The organism is Aeromonas sp. (assembly GCF_050633025.1).
Lineage (GTDB): Bacteria > Pseudomonadota > Gammaproteobacteria > Enterobacterales > Aeromonadaceae > Aeromonas.
In genome coordinates this window covers 1-19258 of sequence record NZ_JBODRQ010000068.1, presented here as the reverse complement: position 1 = coordinate 19258, position 19258 = coordinate 1, and the positions used below count along the sequence as shown (strand labels likewise).

17 protein-coding genes and 1 pseudogene are annotated in these 19258 nt (G+C 58.7%); 10 read left to right on the top strand and 8 right to left on the bottom strand.

Going from position 1 to position 19258, the window contains the following annotated elements; translation table 11 throughout:
- Positions 1-491: esterase/lipase family protein (locus ACRAUW_RS10765; RefSeq protein WP_431362276.1), on the top strand; the 491-nt coding region annotated here is incomplete at its 5' end.
- Between the two features lie 78 nt (positions 492-569).
- Here the strand turns inward: ACRAUW_RS10765 and ACRAUW_RS10760 are convergent.
- Positions 570-2543: an SDR family oxidoreductase gene (locus ACRAUW_RS10760; RefSeq protein ID WP_431362275.1), complete on the bottom strand. Its 1974-nt coding sequence runs from the start codon at positions 2541-2543 to the stop codon at positions 570-572.
- Between the two features lie 247 nt (positions 2544-2790).
- On the opposite strand from ACRAUW_RS10760, the gene ACRAUW_RS10755 reads away from it, so the two are divergent.
- The 4 genes from ACRAUW_RS10755 to ACRAUW_RS10740 all read left to right on the top strand — a co-directional run bounded on the left by ACRAUW_RS10755 (position 2791) and on the right by ACRAUW_RS10740 (position 6089).
- Entirely contained in the window at positions 2791-3363 is a 573-nt protein-coding gene (locus ACRAUW_RS10755) for a phasin family protein (RefSeq protein WP_431362274.1), read from the top strand.
- 81 nt (positions 3364-3444) lie between these two features.
- Complete coding sequence (locus tag ACRAUW_RS10750; RefSeq protein ID WP_431362273.1) at positions 3445-4632, top strand: patatin-like phospholipase family protein; 1188 nt, start codon at positions 3445-3447, stop codon at positions 4630-4632.
- Between the two features lies 1 nt (position 4633).
- Positions 4634-5275 (top strand): TetR/AcrR family transcriptional regulator, encoded by a 642-nt coding sequence (locus tag ACRAUW_RS10745; protein ID WP_431362272.1) that lies wholly within the window; start codon positions 4634-4636, stop codon positions 5273-5275.
- Between the two features lie 25 nt (positions 5276-5300).
- Complete coding sequence (locus tag ACRAUW_RS10740; RefSeq protein ID WP_431362271.1) at positions 5301-6089, top strand: hypothetical protein; 789 nt, start codon at positions 5301-5303, stop codon at positions 6087-6089.
- Between the two features lie 109 nt (positions 6090-6198).
- On the opposite strand, the gene ACRAUW_RS10735 is transcribed toward ACRAUW_RS10740, so the two are convergent.
- Positions 6199-7629, bottom strand: coding sequence for a wax ester/triacylglycerol synthase family O-acyltransferase (locus tag ACRAUW_RS10735; RefSeq protein WP_431362270.1), 1431 nt, complete (start codon positions 7627-7629; stop codon positions 6199-6201).
- A 252-nt stretch (positions 7630-7881) separates the two neighbouring features.
- A complete protein-coding gene (locus ACRAUW_RS10730; RefSeq protein ID WP_431362269.1) occupies positions 7882-8217 on the bottom strand; it encodes a polyhydroxyalkanoic acid system family protein in 336 nt (111 codons plus the stop codon).
- A 257-nt stretch (positions 8218-8474) separates the two neighbouring features.
- On the opposite strand from ACRAUW_RS10730, the gene ACRAUW_RS10725 reads away from it, so the two are divergent.
- Complete coding sequence (locus ACRAUW_RS10725) at positions 8475-9203, top strand: FFLEELY motif protein (protein ID WP_431362268.1); 729 nt, start codon at positions 8475-8477, stop codon at positions 9201-9203.
- Positions 9204-9290: 87 nt separating this feature from the next.
- Here ACRAUW_RS10725 and ACRAUW_RS10720 read toward each other — a convergent pair whose 3' ends face one another.
- The 3 genes from ACRAUW_RS10720 to prpB are packed head-to-tail and all read right to left on the bottom strand — an operon-like array spanning position 9291 to position 12772.
- Entirely contained in the window at positions 9291-10736 is a 1446-nt protein-coding gene (locus ACRAUW_RS10720) for a bifunctional 2-methylcitrate dehydratase/aconitate hydratase (protein ID WP_431362267.1), read from the bottom strand.
- A 10-nt stretch (positions 10737-10746) separates the two neighbouring features.
- Positions 10747-11874 carry a bifunctional 2-methylcitrate synthase/citrate synthase gene (prpC, locus tag ACRAUW_RS10715; RefSeq protein WP_431362266.1) on the bottom strand — a complete coding sequence of 376 codons (1128 nt, stop codon included), beginning with the start codon at positions 11872-11874 and terminating at the stop codon, positions 10747-10749.
- A gap of 10 nt (positions 11875-11884) precedes the next feature.
- Positions 11885-12772 carry a methylisocitrate lyase gene (prpB, locus tag ACRAUW_RS10710; RefSeq protein WP_431362277.1) on the bottom strand — a complete coding sequence of 296 codons (888 nt, stop codon included), beginning with the start codon at positions 12770-12772 and terminating at the stop codon, positions 11885-11887.
- Positions 12773-12919: 147 nt separating this feature from the next.
- Between prpB and ACRAUW_RS10705 the strand changes: the two genes are divergently transcribed.
- From ACRAUW_RS10705 to rsmF, 4 genes are all read left to right on the top strand, one after another.
- Complete coding sequence (locus tag ACRAUW_RS10705; RefSeq protein ID WP_005345516.1) at positions 12920-13546, top strand: paraquat-inducible protein A; 627 nt, start codon at positions 12920-12922, stop codon at positions 13544-13546.
- The gene (locus tag ACRAUW_RS10700) at positions 13530-14132 is read left to right on the top strand and encodes a paraquat-inducible protein A (protein ID WP_005333132.1); all 603 of its coding nucleotides are present in this window, start codon (positions 13530-13532) and stop codon (positions 14130-14132) included. The genes ACRAUW_RS10705 and ACRAUW_RS10700 overlap by 17 nt, the downstream gene beginning before the upstream one ends.
- A 55-nt stretch (positions 14133-14187) precedes the next feature.
- The gene (locus ACRAUW_RS10695) at positions 14188-16740 is read left to right on the top strand and encodes an MlaD family protein (RefSeq protein WP_431362265.1); all 2553 of its coding nucleotides are present in this window, start codon (positions 14188-14190) and stop codon (positions 16738-16740) included.
- Positions 16741-16886: 146 nt separating this feature from the next.
- Entirely contained in the window at positions 16887-18317 is a 1431-nt protein-coding gene (gene rsmF, locus ACRAUW_RS10690) for a 16S rRNA (cytosine(1407)-C(5))-methyltransferase RsmF (RefSeq protein ID WP_431362264.1), read from the top strand.
- 226 nt (positions 18318-18543) lie between these two features.
- On the opposite strand, the gene ACRAUW_RS10685 is transcribed toward rsmF, so the two are convergent.
- On the bottom strand, positions 18544-18816 hold the full coding sequence (locus ACRAUW_RS10685) for a RepB family protein (protein ID WP_174218724.1): 273 nt from the start codon (positions 18814-18816) through the stop codon (positions 18544-18546).
- Between the two features lie 174 nt (positions 18817-18990).
- Positions 18991-19258 (bottom strand): annotated as a pseudogene (locus ACRAUW_RS10680) (recombinase); the annotation flags it as partial.

Sequence of the window (19258 nt, the reverse complement as noted above, 5' to 3'; positions counted from 1 at the left end):
CCGCAGGCCATGTGGTTGCCACCATTACCCTGATGCCGCCGTTTGGTCATATCGATGAGATGGTGCCACTGCTGGCCACCCGGATTGACAATGTACTGGCGCAGACCGGGGCTGACGAGCTGTTGCTGGTTGGTCACAGCATGGGCGGGCTGGTCTGCCGCGACTATCTGGCTATCCATGGAGGTGACAAGGTCGCGCGCCTGATCACGCTGGCGACTCCCCATCAGGGCAGTCAGCTTGCCGCCCTTGGGCTTGGGGCCAATGCCCGCGAGATGGAACCCGGCTCCGGCTGGTTGCAGCGTTTTGCTTCTGTGCCGCTTTGCGTGCCCGGCATCTCGGTGCGCACCAGTCACGACAATGTGGTGATGCCGCAGGAGCGGCAACGATTGGCGGGAATGGAAGATATCGAGTTGCCTGCCATTGGCCATCTCTCTCTGCTCTACTCCCGTCGCACGACTGAGCTGCTGCTTGAGCTGCTGTCCCGAGTCTGATCCGTTCAACTGCTATTCCAAATAAAACAGGGGCCTGATTGCTCAGGCCCCGGTTGATCTCTTTATCGTATCACCCGGTTAGAAGTGGATACCCTTGATCAGGGTCGAGACGGCAACCTGATCGGCGGTCGCCTTGGACTTGTCGCCATCCTTGGGATCGGCAAAGGTGCGGAAGCTGGTGTTCATGATCACCTGCGCAACGCGAGGTGCCAGGGCATGCACCACCTGACCGAATACCCCGAGGCGAGTCGCCAGTCGCACATGTTTGTTGATGATGGTATCGCACACCAGATCGGCCGCTTCTTCCGGCGTCATCATCGGCACCTGCTCATAGACCTTGGTCGGCGCGACCATCGGCGTTTTCACCAGCGGCATATTGATGATAGAGAAGCTCACCCCTTTATCGGCAAACTCGGAGGCGGCGGTACGTACCCAGGCATCGAGGGCCGACTTGGAGGCAACATAGGCGGAGAAGCGCGGCGCATTGGTCAACACTCCGATGGAGGAGATGTTGATGATGTGCCCTTTTTTCTTCTCGATCATGGTGGGCAGTACCCCCATGATCACCTTGAGCGCACCGAAGTAGTTGAGCTGCATGGTGCGCTCCAGATCGTGGAAGCGATCGAAGGAGTCCTCGATGGAGCGGCGGATTGAGCGGCCGGCATTGTTGATCAGAATGTCGACACCGCCGTGATCGGCCACGATGCGTGCAGTGAGCTCCTCGGCCTGCGCCAGATTGGAGAGATCCCCCTGATAGATCTCGATGGACAGCCCCAGCTCGGCAAACTCAGCTTTAGTCTCGGCAATCTTCTGCTCGTCGCGAGCGATGGTAACGACGTTGGCTCCCGCCCCCGCCAGCTTGCGTGCGGTTGCACGGCCAATGCCGGAGGTGGCCCCGGTCACCAGCACCACCTTGCCCTCTACCCGGCCACGCAGGGAGCGATCGATGAAGAGCTCCGGGTCGAGGTGACGCTCCCAGTAATCCCACAACCGCCAGGCGTAGCTGTGCAGCGGCGGCACTTCGATGCCTGTCCCTTTCAGAACCCGCTGGGTTTCGCGACTGTCGAAACGGGTGGGATAACTGATAAGGCGGAACACATCCTTGGGCAGACCCAGATCGGCGATGGCGGCATCGCGGATGCGGCGCACCGGCGCCATGGTCATCAGCATGGCGGTCAGGTGGCGGGGAATGAAGTTAAAGAGAGAGGTGTTGATGCGGATCGCAGGCTCCGGCGCATGGGCGGCGCGGGAGAAGGTGCTCAGCATATCGCCAACCCGCATCGGATTGGGGTCGATCAGGTGGAAGGTCTTGTTCTCCTCTCCCTCCTGATGGGCGATATGCACCATGGCATCGACCACAAAGTTGACCGGTACGATATTGATGCGCCCGCCCTCAACCCCGATGGCGGGCATCCAGGGCGGCAGCAGACGGCGCAGCTTCTGGATGGTCTTGAAGAAGTAGTAAGGGCCATCGATCTTGTCCATCTCGCCGGTGTTGGAATCCCCGACGACGATGCCCGGGCGGTAGACTCGCCACGGAATAGTGCACTCGTTTCGCACGATCCCTTCTGCTTCGTGCTTGGTCTGGAAATAAGGCATGTCGAGGTGTTCGGCTTCATCGAACATATCCTCGCGAAACAGTCCATCAAAGAGACCGGCGGCAGCAATAGAGCTGCAGTGGTGGAACTGGCGGGCCGCGAGTCGTTCGGCCAGCTGCACGGACTGACGGGTTCCTTCGGTGTTGACCTGCTGCTGGATCCCCGCCTTGGCGTTGAGATCATAGATGGCAGCCAGATGGAAGAAGTGGTCGATCTTGCCGATCAACTGCTCCTGCATCTCGACCGATACCCCCAGCAGCGGTTGCGTCATGTCGCCAAAAACCGGGACTGCGCGCGATTCACCCACATTCCAGAACGAGAACAGTTCTGGCAATTTCTCCTGATGAGAGGATCGCATCAGAAAATAGACGGTACAGTCGGGATGCTGTTGGAATAGCTTTTTGATCAATCGACGCCCGATAAAACCACTACCGCCGGTAATGAAATAGTTCATAAAGAGAGTCCTACTATTGATTAGGGTATTACTAGCCTGTTAGATATATCACGATTCATATGGAAAACCTTCATTTGATTGTCGCTTCGTGAGCCATCCCGGATTTCAGCTAATTTACTATTTCGTTATTAGGTAGAACCCTCTATTTTCTGCCCCTAGACTGGAGATGAAAATCAGTAATGCCACAACCCGATTGCCGTTTCGTTGTCGCCATTACATTTATCTGACGTTATTCAAGGAGAAGATCATGGCTAAAAAACTCAAAGCGCTGGCTGGTTCAGTGACCGACAACCAACTCACCTCCACCATCAAGGAGTCCACCCAGCAGATCTGGTTGGCCGGTCTGGGGGCCTATGCCAAGGCGCAGGAAGAGGGCGGCAAGATTTTTGAAGCCCTGGTGCAGGAAGGTGAAGCGCTGCAGGCGAAAACCCGTCAGAGCGCCGATGAGAAGATTGCTGCTGTGACCGACAAGACTGCCAATACCTGGGGCCGTCTGGAGCAGGTGTTTGAAGATCGCGTTGCCCGTGCTGTGGCCAGTCTGGGTATCCCGACTCGCAAGGATATCGACAAGCTCTCCAAGCGCATGGCCGAGTTGACCGAAGTGGTACAGCAGTTGCTGGATGCCCAGGATGAAGAGACTCCGGCCGCTGAAGCCAAACCGGCTGCCCCGAAAAAAGCGCCGGTCAAGAAAGCGCCGGTCAAGAAAGCGCCCATCGCACAGGTTAAAGAGGAGGTGGTTGAGCAGGCTGCCGATCTCCTCACCGCAGCAGAAGATGCGGTGAAAGAGGTGAAGGCAAAAGCCGAGAGCGTCCTGCCTTAATCCTGGTCGATGACAGAGAGTGAGCATCACCGGCCCATGCCCAGCGCTGGGCCGGTTTTCTATGGATAGGGAGGAGGCTCTATGAGTACGGTAGCAATCGCTCTTGCCGGTGGCGGGCCGCTCGGTGGCATCTACGAGATCGGTGCCTGTGCCGCCCTCTCAGACAGTATCTGCGGTCTGCGCCTTGATCAAGCCGATATCTATGTCGGCGTCAGTTCTGGGGCCGTGGTGGCATCGGCGCTGGCCAACGGTATCTCGGCAGAAAAGCTGGTGCGCATACTGCTCAGCGATGACTCCGGCGAGATGTTTGATCCCGCCACCCTGCTGCGTCCCGCCTTTCGTGAATATGCGGTACGACTAGGCTCCATCCCGCCTCTGGCGCTGGAGTGCCTGATGCGCTATCTGGCTGCCCCCTGGAAACGCAGCCTGTTTGAATCGCTGCAAAGCCTCTCCAGGGCGATCCCGACCGGGCTGTTCGACAACCGCGGAGTAGATCGCATCCTGACCCAGTTCTTCTCCCGTCCCGGTCGCAGCAACGATTTCCGCCAGTTGCGCAGCCGACTGTTTGTGGTAGCTACCGAACTCGACACCGGCCATCCGGTCGCCTTCGGCAGCCCGGGGCTCGATGACGTGCCCATCTCGACGGCGGTACAGGCGTCAGCAGCCCTGCCCGGCCTCTTTCCCCCCTCCTTGATCAATGGCCGTTACTATGTCGATGGCGCCCTGATCAAAACCCTGCACGCCTCGGTGGCGCTGCAGGAGGGGGCAGATCTGGTCTTCTGCATCAATCCGCTGGTGCCCTTCGATGCCGGTATGGCGGCCGGAGAGCCCACCAGTCTGGTGGATAGCGGTTTGCCGGTGGTGCTGGCCCAGACTTTTCGTGCCATCATTCACTCGCGGATGCATGTGGGGATGGATCGCTATCGCCACCAATACCCCAACGCCGACGCACTGCTGTTTGAGCCCTCTTCTGCTGATGGCGAGATGTTTTTTACCAATGTGTTCAGTTATCGGGATCGCCGTCGCCTCTGCGAGCACGCTTACCAGCATACCCGCCGCGATCTCTGGCAGCGTCGTGACGAGCTAGCGCCGGTGCTGGCCAAGCATTGCCTCGAGCTGAATCTGGCCGCGCTGGCCGATGAGGATCGCACCCTGCTAACCCCCGGCATTGGCTCGGTTGCCGCCCTCGACAAGTCGCTGGAGCAGTTGCAGCACTGGCTTGCCAAACGCTATCGCCACGGCATGCGCCGTTCATCACCAAAGGAGTAGCATGGATCGCAAACCCAAACGCCGTACCCGGGAGCGGATCCTGACCACTGCCCTCGCCTGTTTCAATCAACAGGGGGAGCCCAGCGTCACCACTTCGGCCATTGCAGCCGAGATGGAAATCAGCCAAGGCAATCTCTACTACCACTTTCACCACAAGGAGGAGATCGTCAATGCCCTGTTCGACGAGTTCGAGCAGGAGATGGAGCGCTTATTGAATGCGGTCAGCGCCCCGTCCGATGAGCCCGAGGATATCTGGCTCTTCCTCCACCTGATGTTTGAAGCCATCTGGAAATACCGTTTCTTCTACTACGATATTTCCGCCCTGATGAATGGCTACCATCGGGTCGAGCAGCGCTTCTCTGTTCTGCTGCGCCGCAAGGAGCAGACCGCCATCGCCATTTGCAACCATCTGCAAACGGTCGGGCTGATGGAGGGAAGCCCTCAACAGCTGCGTTCACTGGCTGCCAACGTGGCGCTGGTGGGTACATTTTGGATCTCTTACCAGCGGGCACTGCATCCCAAGGTGGATGCCGATATTGCACTGGGCGTTTTTCAGGTGATGCAGCTGGTCGCACCCTATTTGCGGGCCGATGCCCGCGCTCATCTGGGCGCCCTCGCCCACCACTACACCGACAAGGTTTGATTCACATGCTACAGGGAGAACAAGCATGACCACTTCACAACTCGAATTTGTCCCCTTCCCCTACGCGGATGCGGCCTATGACTATGCTGGCCAGAAGCTGGCGGACAACTGGGAGCGTCTCCATCAGGGGGATGCCGAACCCTGGCCCGAGGATGAACAGGTACAGGATGCCTGGCGGGCCTATCATGCCGGGGATTTTGCCCGGGCCGTCGCCCTTGGCGAAGCGGCCGGTGAGGCGGGCCTCAATGTGGCAAACAAGGCGCTGGTTATCCACGCCAGCTACCTGCTGGATGACAAGTATGCCAAGCGTGCCGCCTTCGAGCGGGCTGCCAGCCATGCCGAGAAGCTGCAAAAGCGCCAGCCCAGGAACGCTAACGCCTGGTATTTCCACGCCCTGGCACTCGGGCGCTACAGTCAGGTGATCTCCATCTCCAAGGCTCTCTCGCAAGGGATTGGCGACAAGGTCAAGGCAAGCCTGGAGAAGGCGCTGGAGCTCGAACCCGACCACGCGGAAGCCCATATCGCCTTTGGCGCCTGGCACGCGGAGATCGTCGACAAGTTGGGGGCCATGATCGGCGGCCTCACCTATGGCGCCAAGAAGGAGGAGTCCGAGCGTCATTTCAAGGAGGCGATGGCGCTGATCCCCGACTCGGCTATCGTCCGCATGGAGTACGCCAACGCTCAGGTGATGCTGCAGGGCAAGAGCCGCCTGAAAGCTGCCGAAGCCCTCTATGCTGAAGCGACCGAGTGCGAGCCCATGGATGCCATGGAGCGCCTCGATGTGGAGGCGGCGCGTGAAGAGCTGGAGGATTAACCGCCACTCCTGCCACTAAGAAAAACAAGAGGCCAACCCGCGGGTTGGCCTCTTTTATGATGGATGCTGACCGGTTGGCTACGCCGTAACCGGTCTATCAAGTGCAGGCTCAACCGAGCAGCGCATCCAGTCCTTTGGGGTCAAACAACAGCTCCGGCTCCATCAGTACCAGCAACAGCAGTTGCTCGAACTCCACTGCAAACCGCTCGACCACCCGATCCGGATCCGGTACCAGCTTCTTGTCGGTGATAAGGCCCAGTTGCACTTTGTGATCGTAAGAGAGGATGGATACGCCGACGCCGATATCCCCCGATTGCGGCACCCAGAACAGCGGCTGACGCAATTTTGCTCCAGCCAGATAGAGGGTCTGCTGCGGGCCGGGTACATTGGTGATCACCGCGCTGGCCTTGGCCGTGAGCAGCTCGACAGCCTGCTGCTGCACCGCATTGGGGGCCATGCCAAGGGCATGTAACAGGTTGAGCACCACCACGGGTTGCAGCGAGGTCCGCAGCGCCTGCATCCGGTCACGCACGGTATAGAGCCGTTGCAACGGGTGTTCGACATCCAGTGGCAAGTCCAGGGCCACCAGCCCGAAGCGGTTGCCAAGGGCCCCCTCATCATCCGGTGCACGCATATTGACCGGCACCAGGGCGCGGATCTCGACCTTGTTGGCATCATCCCCCTTCTCCTGCAGGTAGTGGCGAAACGCCCCTGCGGTGGCGGCGATCAGCAGATCGTTGACCGAGCAGCCCAGTACCTTGCCCACGGCCTTGATATCCGGCAGATCAATTTGCTCAGACCAGGCCACTCGTTTAGTGCTGGTCGTCTTGCCCCGCAGGCGGCAGGGTGAGTCATCACCGAGGGTGGCGATATTGCACAGCTCGCTCGCTACATCCCGCCCGGTCTTGAGGTAATCGACCGCCTTGGTGGGATGGGTGACCACTTCGACATATTTGGACCAGAGGCTACCGGTCAACTTGAGACCGGCCCGCACCAGACGGCTGCCCTGATGGCAATCCTCTTCATCCTCGTCATCGCTGTCATCCAGTGGTTCCGGTGATGGCGGTCGCAGCGCCCCTTCCGGGGTGTTATCCATCATTGTCAGCATGGCCCGCACCAGAGAGAAGCCGTCGCCCATGGCGTGGTGAATGCGCACCACCAGCGCTTGCCCACCCAAGGAGGTGTCGGTCAGGTGCATATCCCATAGGGGGCGCTGGTGGTTGAGCGGCGTCGAGGCGAGATCGGCCACCAGCTTCTCCAGGTCCAGCTTGCCTGCTTCACCCGGCAGGATCACTCGCTTGAGGTGTTGATCGAGATCGAAATCGGGATCATGACGCCAGTAGTAGGAGCTCCCTTCCAGAATGGCCCGCTGGTGGAAGCGGGGTTGTACCGAAATGGTGTGGCGCAATCCTGCCCGCAGACGCGCTTCATCAAGCTTCCCGTCAAACATCAGGACCCCGATGATCTGCATCAGGTTGTTGGGTCTGTCCATGCGTAACCAAGCGGTATCAACGCAGGAGATAAATTCATTTGTTGGCATGCTGTTTCCCTGCAAAATGAATTTATCGAGGCGGCAAGTTGTTTCTGCCCTCATATCTGGATGAAGGTTTGATGTAATCAAGATAACAATTACAAGTGCCGACTCGAAAAATGGAAATAAAGATGACAGATAACATACAAAATAGAATCGAGATCATGCCGCTTAATCAAGTTGACAAGCATATGACCTGTCCGCTTATTTAAGCGGAATCGTTCACCGCTGGATTATTTAAGGCAAGGGCGACGAAACGTTTCAAACACGTTTGGGGCAAGGTAAACGATTATCGACATAATCGAGGATCTCCTGCTCCAGTGCGCTGCGTACCGGCAACAACATCAAACCAAGATGCACTTCCAACTTCAGAGTTTCATCGTCCAGGGTGAGGGTGCCATGTACCCCTGAGCCGCGAAAGCGCAACTCGGTCTCCTCTTCATCTGCCCATTCGCAATCGAGTTGATAGCTCTCGCTCATATCCTCGGCGATGGCTTCGGCCGCGAGCCGGGCAGCGGTCAGCCCCAGCGGATGCTGACGGCTGATCTGAATGGTGGAGAGTGAGCCGCAGCCAGCGAGCGAGTCGTAGAAGAACATGGTAGTTACTCAGTGTCATAAGATAGTTATTGATATTAAACACATGTTCACGACAAGTGAAAGGGGGTCTCGCATAAATGGGACTCACTTAACAGAGTCAACAGGGATACAGAGTGTCAGCGGGTCATGGCATTTATTCCCTCCTCCGTGCGCGTTACACTTGTCACTGAACCCTCAACAAAATCTGCTTGTTTTTTATTCACTTGTATCTTCATATCATCAGTCCCACTCAATGGGACCAGGCCAGAGAGCAGTAGATGACCCATCAAGAACATGGCCATGACGACGATAGCACCCTGGGGCGGTTATATCGCCAACTCAACGGGGTAGCAGCATTGCGCGAGCAGATGCGGGCTCACCCGGAAGATCAGCAGGATCGGGATCGGCTGCGTCAATGGCAAGCAGATCGGTTGGGGCGTACCCACCGCGATCTGCTGGAGAGTGACCGCTACGGCCCTGCCGCCGAGTTTTTCCTGACCGATCTCTATGGTCCCGGGGATTGCGCCCGCCGCGATGCAGACGTGATGCGGGTGATGCCGACCGCCGAGCGATTGTTGCCAGAGTCCGGCCTCAAGGTGCTGGCGCAGGCGATTGAGCTTGACGCTCTCTCCGAAGAGCTCGATTACCTGATGGTGGTGGCGCTGCGTCGTATTGGCGGCCTCAATCCTATTACTGCAGAACACTACACCATCGCCTATCGTGCCGTGGGTGAACAGGCGCGCCGCGAACATCAGATTGCGCTGGTGAACGAACTTGGCATGACGCTGGACAGGTTAGCGAGAAAACCGCTACTGGGGACGACCCTCAAGCTGGTGTCAGGGCCCGCCCATCTGGCGGGACTTGGCGAGCTCTTCTCCTTTGTCGAGCGCGGTTATCAGGTGTGTCACCAGATGGGGCGTGCCAATGAGTTTCTCGAAACCATCGCCAGTCGCGAGATGGCGATCATGACGGCGCTCTTTAACGGCGACAGCAGTGCGCTGAGGTAAGGCTTATGCGAGGGATAGGCCGCCGGAATAACAAAGCGGGCCGATGGGCCCGCTTTTTGTTTATAACTGCTTACCTGTAGATATCGGTCAGATCACCAGCAGATCCATAAAGGCGTGCACCGGGGTGGCGGCAAGCCGCGGCCCATCCTGACAGAGGGCCAGAATGTCGCTGACCCGTTTGGTCGGGAAGCGGGTAGCCAGATTGTGCTGGAATTTCTCCACCAGCAGCGGGATCCCCTCCTCCCGCCGGCGACGATGGCCGACCGGATACTCCACCTCCACCCTGGCGGTGTGAGTACCGTCCTTGAAGAAGATCTGGATGGCGTTGGCGATGGAGCGCTTGTCTGCTTCCAGATATTCGCGGCTGTAACGCTTGTCCTCCTGCACCACCATCTTGCTGCGCAGATCATCAATGCGGGGATCGGCGGCAACATCGTCCTCGTAATCCTCGGCAATGAGGCGACCGAAGATCAGCGGCACCGCCACCATGTACTGCAGGCAGTGATCCCGATCGGCCGGGTTATTGAGGGCGCCCACCTTGCTGATGATGCGAATGGCCGACTCATGGGTGGTGAGTTCGATACGGTCTATCTCGTCGAGCCGCCCCCTCACCTGCCCATGCAGCTTCATGGCGCACTCTACCGCGGTCTGGGCATGGAACTCGGCGGGATAGGAGATCTTGAACAGCACGTTCTCCATCACATAGCTGCCGTACCCCTGATGCAGGGCGAACTGATTGCCCTTGAACAGCACGTCGTAGAAACCCCACTTGGGCGCGCTCAGCACACCGGGATAGCCCATCTCGCCGCTCATGGTGATAAGGGCGAGGCGCACCGCGCGCGAGGTGGCATCCCCCGCCGCCCAGCTCTTGCGCGACCCCGCATTGGGTGCATGACGGTAGGTACGCAGGCTCTGGCCATCGACCCAGGCCTGGGAGACCGCATCGATCACCTGATCGCGGGTTCCGCCCAGCATATGAGTCACCACGGCGGTACTGGCGACCTTGACCAGTACCACGTGATCGAGACCGACCCGATTGAAGGAGTTCTCCAGCGCCAGCACCCCCTGAATTTCGTGGGCTTTGACCATGGCCACCAGCACATCGGCCATGGTGAGCGGCACCTTGCCCTCGGCCACGCGAGTACGGGAGAGCCAGTCGGCAGTGGCCAGAATACCGCCCAGATTGTCGGATGGGTGACCCCACTCGGCGGCCAGCCAGGTGTCGTTGTAATCGAGCCAGCGGATGATGGCACCGATGTCCCAAGCTGCCTTGACCGGGTCGAGGCAGAGCTGGGTACCGGGCACCCGGGCACCATGGGGTACCAGTGTACCGGGGACGATGGGGCCAAGGTGTTTGGTGCACTCGGGGAAGCGCAGAGCCAAGAGGCCACAGCCGAGCGTATCCATCAGGCAGTAGCGGGCTGTGTCGAGCGCTGCCTGGCTGGAGATGGGGTGGTTGCAGACATAGTCGGCAATATCGACCAGCACCTGGTCGGGCTCGGGTCTGTGGTTGACGTCGACGTTGGCGGACATCGTGATTTCCTTATCGTTGTTGTAGAGAGACAAAATGACGGGGGGCCGGGCCAACATAATCGGCGCTCGGGCGGATGATCCGGTTGTGCTCGCGCTGCTCCATCACGTGAGCGCACCAGCCGGTGACCCGCGAGCAGACGAAGATGGGGGTGAACAGCTTGGTCGGGATCCCCATGTAGTGATATGCGCTGGCGTGGAAGAAGTCTGCGTTGGGAAAAAGCTCTTTCTCCTCCCACATTACCTTCTCCGCCTCGCAGGAGACGCGATAGAGGCGATCATCACCCACCGCCTCGGCGAGCTTGGCCGACCACTCCTTGATGATGACGTTTCGCGGATCCGAGGTGCGGTAGATGGCGTGGCCAAAGCCCATGATCTTCTCCTTGGCCGCCAGCTTGGCCAGTAGTTCGCGCCTTGCCTGCGCTTCATCCTGCCAGTGTTCGATCATCGCCATGGCCGCCTCGTTGGCACCGCCGTGGAGCGGGCCGCGCAAGGTGCCGATGGCCGCTGTGATACAGGAGAACATGTCGGAAAGAGTTGAGGCGCAGACTCGCGCCGCAAAGGTGGAGGCGTTGAACTCATGCTCGGCGTAGAGGATGAGAGAAACATGCATCACCCGCCGCTCCAGCTCGCTCGGCGCTTTCTGATGCAGCAGGGCCAGAAAGTGGCCGCTGATACACTCCTCGTCGCTGTCAAGGGCGATGCGAACGCCCTCATGACTGAACTTGTACCAGTAGATCAGAATGCCCGGAAAGGCGGCCAGCAGCCGATCCGCCACTTCATGCTCATGCTCGAAACCATCTTCCGGCTCCAGATCGCCGAGCATGGAGCAGCCGGTGCGCAGCACATCCATAGGGTGAGCATCGGCGGGAATGCGCTCAAGTACCTCCAGCAGCGGCTGGGGCAAGGTGCGCAAGTGGCGCAGTTCGCGCTTGTAGGCGTCAAGCTGCTGCTCACCGGGCAACTCCCCCTTGAGCAGCAGATAGGCGACCTCTTCGAACTGGGCGCTGTCGGCCAGCTCCTTGATGTCATAGCCGCGATAGGTAAGACCGGTGCCACTCTTGCCTACTGTGCAGATACTGGTCTCCCCTGCGCTTTGGCCGCGCAGACCGGCGCCACCCAACGGTTTTTGCTGTCCCATAAGCTGCCTCCTATTCCTTGGCTGAAAACAGACGATCCAGTGTCTGCTCGTAGTGGTGATATCCGAGGAAGTCGTAGAGTGACTCCCGGGTCTGCATGGTCTCCACGACGGCCCGTTGATGGCCATCCTGGCGAATATGTTGATAGACGTTGAGGGCGGCCTGATTGGCGGCGCGGTTGGCACTTAACGGGTAGAGCACCATGTCGACCCCGTGGGCGGCCAGTTGCTCTTTGTCAAACAGCGCGGTTTTGCCGAACTCGGTCATGTTGGCGAGGATCGGCACTTTGGCCGCCAGCTTGAACTGGTCGTACTGGGCAAGCTCGGTCACCGCCTCGGCGAAGATCATGTCGGCACCGGCGGCCACATAGGCAGCGGTGCGTTCAAGAGCAGACTCCATCCCCTCCACCGCCAGTGCATCGGTGCGGGCCATGATGACGAACTCGCCATTCTCGCGAGCATCCACTGCCGCTTTTATCCGATCGCACATCTCCTCCAGCGACACCACCGCCTTGTTGGGACGATGACCGCAGCGCTTCTGGGCGATCTGATCTTCCATATGGACGGCGGCGACACCGGCCCGCTCGAACGCGCGAATGGTGCGGGCGATATTGAATGCCCCGCCCCAGCCGGTATCGATATCGACCAACAGCGGCACACGGGTTGCGGCGGTGATCCGCTCGGCATCGATCAGCACGTCGTTGAGGGAGGTCATGCCGAGATCCGGCAAGCCGTAGGAGGCATTGGCCACTCCGGCGCCGGAGAGATAGAGGGCTTGAAAACCGCTGCGCTCAGCCATCAACGCCATATAGGCACTGATGGTGCCGACGATCTGCAGGGGATGTTCAGTGGCAAGGGCGGTGCGAAAGCGCAGGCCTGCCGAGGGGGACAAACTGGACATCATGACTCCTTTCACCTGTCTAGTCTGGCTATCTAATATCACGTTTACGTTAACGTCAATTATACTTTCGTAACATTCCGGCCGCAGGCAAGACAGGAAACCGGTTTTAGGGTAAATTTCACCAATTCCTTCAACAGGTTGAATTGTATGATGGAGCCCGGTTCCGTGATTGTCTGTCCGGCGTGCGACTTGCTGATCCAGCGCAAAGCACTGCCGCTGCGTCGCCATGCCCACTGCCCGCGTTGTCACCAGCATCTCTATGGCCGTTATGCCTTTCGTCCCTCCCAGTTGATGGCCCTGACCATCACCGGATTTCTGCTGCTGCCCTCTGCCTTTTTTGAACCGCTGATCTATCTGCGGCTGGCTGGGGTCAACACCGACGCCGACCTGCTGCGCGGTATTCTGGTGCTGTTTGGCGAGGGCGAATGGTGGGTGGCCAGCCTGGTGCTCTGGTGCGCCGTGTTGGCGCCGGTGGGATTATTGGCGGGGATCTTTGTGCTGGCTTCGGGTCTGGCCAAACGTTGGCACATTCTTCCCGTCACCTTGAAGCTGGTCGAGGTGTTTCGCCACTGGGCCATGCTGGAGGTCTATATCGTCAGCCTGCTGGTTGCCCTGTTCAAACTGATCGACATCGCCGATGTGCGCCTCGGTGGCGGCTTGCTCAGTCTCGGTATTCTGATGCTGCTCAACATGACCTTGCTGATCCTGTTTGACCCCGCCCCCTACTGGGCGCGGATCCCGTTAAAGGAGCCGGAACATGACCAGCGCCCGTGAGATGGGACTCTGCCGCTGCCATACCTGCGGTCTGCTGGTGCGCTATCAAGCCGGGGCAGTCTGCCCCCGTTGCAGCAGCAAATTGCAGGTGCGCATTCCCCGCTCCCTCGCCTGGTCGTGGGGCTTGCTTGCGCTCGCCACCTTCATGTTGCTGCCTGCCAATCTGTTGCCCATTACCCATTTCTACAACAAGGGGTTACTGCAGTCAGATACCATCTTCAGCGGTATCATGATGCTCTATCGCAGCAAAATGAGCGGGATTGCCACCATAGTCCTCACCGCCAGCATACTGGTACCCGTGGGCAAGATATTGGGCTTGGGCTGGATCTGCTGGCAGTTGCAGCGGGCCAAGCCGGTGCGGCGCAAGCGCCAACTGGTGATGTATCGGGTGATCGACTTTATCGGCCGCTGGTCGATGCTGGACTTGTTCGTGATTTCGCTGATGGTGGCGCTGGTCGATCGGGGCGTGCTGTTGAGTGTCCGTGCAGGCCCGGGGGCCACCGCCTTTGCCGGTGTGGTGGTGCTGACCATGATGTCGGCCCGCATGCTCGATACCCGTTTACTATGGGACAAGGCGGCCCGTTGATGATTTCTCTGTTTTTGTCTGATGTGCTGTTTAATCCAGCCAATAAGGAGTCACTATGATCGGGGCTGAACCCGTCATCGAAAAGCGCCGCTGGTTATCGCCGGTCTGGCTGTTACCCCTGATAGCCCTGCTGCTGGCGGGTGGCTTTCTCTATCAGCAGGTATTGAGCCGTGGCCAGCTTATCCAGATCAACTTCGCCCAGGGCAACGGCATCTTGCCGGGTAAAACCCAGGTTCGTTATCAGGGGGTGGCTATCGGTGTGGTGCAGGAGCTGGAGCTGGCTGAAGATGGCCGCAAGATTGCGGTGATGGCCAAGATTGACAGCCGTGCCAGACCGCTGATCCGTAAGGGATCCGACTTCTGGCTGGTGAGCCCCAAGGCGTCGCTCACCGAGATCTCCGGCCTCGATACCCTGGTCTCCGGCAACTACATCAACCTGCAACCGGGGCGTGAAAGCAACCCGCTGGAGGAGACCTTCGATGCACTGGAGGGCCCTCCTCCCGGCTATCAGGCTCAGGGGCGCATGCTGCACCTGACCGCCGATTCGCTGGGCTCGGTGGGGATTGGCGCCAAGCTCTATTTTCGTGGTATCGAGGTGGGCAGTATCATTAATACCCGTTTGGGCCAGGACAACCAGAACGTCATTCTGGATCTGGTGATTGAGCCGCGTTTCGAACATCTGGTCAAAGCTGATACCCGCTTCTGGAACATCAGCGGTATCAAGGGCTCTTTCAGTCTGGCCGGTGTGAACGTGGAGGCTGGCAGCCTCACCTCCATTCTGAGCGGTGGCATCGCCTTTGACTCGCCCAAAGCTTCGCCTGAGCCTGACAAGGGACAGACTTTCGTCCTCTACAAAGGGTTGGCGGAAGCGGCACGCGGTGAGCGCATCGACATTGTGGCTGGCGATCTCCCTGTCAAAGAGGGGATGCCCATCCTCTATGAGGGGATCGAGATTGGTCGTATCGATCCCATTCGTCTCACCGACAAGGGGCGGGTGGTCACAGCGCTTATCAATCCGGAGCAGGCCTATCGCATCACCGACAAGAGTCAGCTGGTATGGGAGAGCGTCTCTCTCTCCGCGACCGGTGTGCAGCATGCAGATCGGCTGCTCTCCGGCCCGGCCATTCGCCTCGACTATGTGGCGGGCAACCCGGTACAGAAGATGACCCTGACCGATCGTGCTCCCCAGAGTGGCACCAAAGTGACGCTGCAGGCCGACGATCTGGCTGGGCTCAATCAGGATGCGCCGGTCTGGTACAAGGGATTGCAGGTGGGCCGTATCAGCCAGCTCACTCTGGACGCGCGCGGCAATGCCAGTGTCGAGCTGGTGATGGCGCCTAACTACGGCCATCTGCTCAACCGTGCCCGCTTCTATCGCGCTGCCCCGCTGCAGATCGATGCCGATCTGAGCGGCATCAAAGTAGAAACCAGTCCGGCCAGTGCCTGGTTGGGAGGCGGGATCAAGCTGGTACAAGCCAGCAGTGGCGAGCGGATTAACCGTCTCTACCCCAGTCAGGAGCTGGCACTGCTCGGTACCCGTGATGCCAAGCCGCAGCGCTGGTTGCTCAAGGCAGATCAGGCAGATGGTATCGGCATTGGTTCACCTGTGCTCTATCTGGGGCTGGAAGCGGGCAAGGTCAAACAGTTGCGCGCCGCCAAAGAGGGGGTCGAGATCGAGCTAGAAATCGATGGTGTGTATGCCCCCCTCCTCGTCCAACAACCGCAATTCTGGAAGAAAGCGGCCATCGATACCCGGGTCGGGATTGATGGTGTCAAGGTCAAGGTTGGTAATTTGGCGACCCTGTTGCGCGGTGCCATCGAGTTCGACCGGCTGGCCAATGGCCGTAGCAGCCACCAACTGTTTGACAGTAAAGAGCAGGCCCGTGCAAAAGTACGCACCCTCTCTCTGGTCGCAGATAGCAACCCGGGGCTCGGGATTGGCAGCCCGATCCGCTATCGCGGGGTCGATATCGGCAAAATTGAAGAGATTGAGCTGGAGCCGTCATTGGGCCAGGTGATCTTCAAGGCCGAACTCGATGGCCACTACGCCGAACGTTTCCTGCAATCCGGCACGCGCTTTACCCTGGTGCAGGCCAAGCTGGGGCTGGGTGGTGTTGCACACCTCGATACCCTGATCAAGGGGGCGTTCGTAGAGGCGCAACCGGGTAAAGGCGCTGGCAAAGATCGCTTCCCCTTGAGTCAGGTTGGCCCTGTGGGTCTGGCTCTGACCCTCAAGAGCCCCTCTGTCAATGGCCTGAGCGTTGGTAGCCCGCTGCTGTTTCGCAAGATGGTGGTCGGCAGTGTCACCAAGGTAGCGCTGGCTCGGGATGGCAGCGAGGTGGTGATCGACGTCAGCGTGGAGAAGGAGTATTCCCATCTGGTGCGGGCCAACTCGCGCTTCTGGAATGTTTCCGGGGTCAAGGCGGATATCGGCCTGACCGGCGGCACCATTGAGGTTGAAACCGTGCAGAGCCTGCTGGCTGGCGGCATCGCCTTCAATACCCCGGAGAAAGAGATGGGACCGACCGTCAAGGCAGGCCACAGCTATCCGCTCTACGGCAAAGCCGAGAAAGAGTGGCTGGAGTGGAGCCCGCGCATCCAGCCCTGATCCCTCGCCTTTGCGTATATCCTCCAAGCCCGGCCTCGCGCCGGGCTTTTTTATATTCCGGAGCCTGTTGAAGGTGTTCAGATTCAGAATATTCCTAGCCTTGTGGTAGGATATCGCCCCTCTTTTTCGGTCAACGAGACGGCACAGTGCACGACAACACCTACCTTCCCGATTATTTTTTACGCCACATTGCGGCCATCATGCCGACCCATCTCTCGATGGATGAGTTTGTGGCCAGTTGTCGACGTCCGCTGCGCCGCAGCATTCGGGTCAATACCTTGAAGATCGCCGTCTCCGACTTTGTCGCCCTGATGCAGCCACTGGGCTGGCAGCTTGACCCTGTCCCCTGGTGTGATACCGGCTTCTGGCTGACCCGCAGCGATGAAACCGTTCCTCTGGGCAACACCGCCGAGCATTTGAGCGGGCTCTTCTACATTCAGGAAGCGAGCTCCATGCTGCCGGTGACGGCGCTCTTTGCCAGCGACAAGATCAAAGCGGACGGCATGTTGCTGGATGCGGCGGCGGCCCCCGGCTCCAAGACTACCCAGATCGCCGCCCTGATGAACAATCAGGGGATGCTGGTTGCCAACGAGTTTTCCAGCAGCCGGTTGAAAGTGCTGAGCGCCAATATCCAGCGCTGCGGTGTGACCAATGTGGGCATGACCCATTTTGATGCCAAGGTATTTGGCCAGTGGTTGCCGGAGACCTTCGACGCTATCCTGCTCGATGCCCCCTGCTCCGGTGAAGGGACGGTGCGAAAAGATGAAGATGCCCTGCGCAACTGGAGCATCGAGAGCATCGACGAGATTGCGGCGGTGCAGCAAGGGTTGCTGGAGAGCGCCTTCCATGCCTTGAAACCGGGCGGTGTGCTGGTCTACTCCACCTGCACCTTGAGCCAGCAGGAGAATCAGGCGGTCTGCCAATCCCTGCTGGACAAGTTTGGTGATGCGTTGAGTTTTGACTCGCTGGCTGACCTGTTCCCCCATGCAGAGCTGGCCTGCACATCCGAAGGATACCTGCACGTTTGGCCCCAGATCTTCGACAGTGAAGGCTTTTTCGTCGCCAGATTGCGCAAGCATCACTCCGTGCCCAACACCATGTTCAAGCCGGGCAAGCTGGGTAAATTCCCCTTCCTGCCGCTGGCGGCGAAAGAGTCAGAGCCCATGCTGCGCGAGATTGAAGCCAACTTCGGGGTGGCACCGCAGGGTCAACTGTTTGGCCGCAATGACGAGATCTGGCTCTTCCCCCAGATGTTTGATCAGGTGCAGGGCAAGCTGCGTTTCGATCGCATTGGCATCAAGTTGGCCGAGACCTTCAAGAAAGGCTATCGCCTCACTCATGAGTGGGCACTGGCCTATGGCGATAAAGCGAGCAAGGGCATAGTTGAGTTGGATAGCGCCAATGCGCGGGAATTCATGATGGGGCGGGACGTCTGGCCAGAACAGGATGCGGGTGTTGGCGAGGTGATCGTCCGCTATCAGGGGCATACCCTGGGCATGGGGAAATGGGTGGGTAGTCGGGTTAAGAATGCCCTCCCCCGCGAGCTGGTGCGTGACAACAATCTGTTCAATGCGTAGTGTGCCGTTCGGTGCATAGGCACTTGAACGAGTCTGAAATACCCACACTCTGGTTGAACTTTTCTTCGGATCTTGAAAAGCCTTGAGCCTTGTCTAAGCTTAAGGCAATCCGAACACCAGTTAGCGCACGGCTCTGCAAGGAGCCAATTCCCCTATGCCAGGTACAAGGAATTCGTACCTGGCTTTTTTTATCTCTTCACGTATCGCTGTTACTTCACTCTTGTGTCTATTCAACGGTCTCTTCGACCTGTGTGGCGACTCTGTTTTCAAACGGAGGTTCTCGACCCAGCTCATGTTGGTAGAGCAGATCGATCGCCTGCTCGATGAGTGATGCCTGACTGTCTTCTAAATGAAGACCCAGAGCGGCCAATCGCTCGGCGTGGCGATTGCTGATCCAGCATTGCAGTCGGGTATGGGTCTCCTGCTTGCGTTTTACATGCTGGCGCTGCCGCTCGGCATTGTTTTGGGGCCCCGCCTCTTGCACTTCACGCCCTGTCATTTCTTGGCTCATATGTCCTTGGGGTGTTCCATTTTCGGATTCGTTATCTCTCATCACATGCAATTATCCATAGGAAGATGGCCCTTCCCTCTTGGGCTGTTTGCTTGCGTGACAAATATATCATCAGATCAACAAGATATCATTTAACATAAAAAATGAAATGACGCAGTCATATTAAAGCAAACCATCGAGCGCATGATCGGAGAACTTATGGGCGTCATCGAAGTACTCCTGCAGGGTTCGCATATCTTTGTGGCGAGTGACTTCAATGATCTTGTTCATCGGCTTTCCGGCAGTCACAGCAGAGGTGATAAATCCACGGCGCAGGCTGTGGCCACTGACGTAGAGATCGTCGATGGTTTGGCCGGTTCGCCGCTTGATCATCAAATTGATGCCCTGGGGGCCGAGTGGTTCGGCCATCAATTGGCCCCAGCGGTTCATG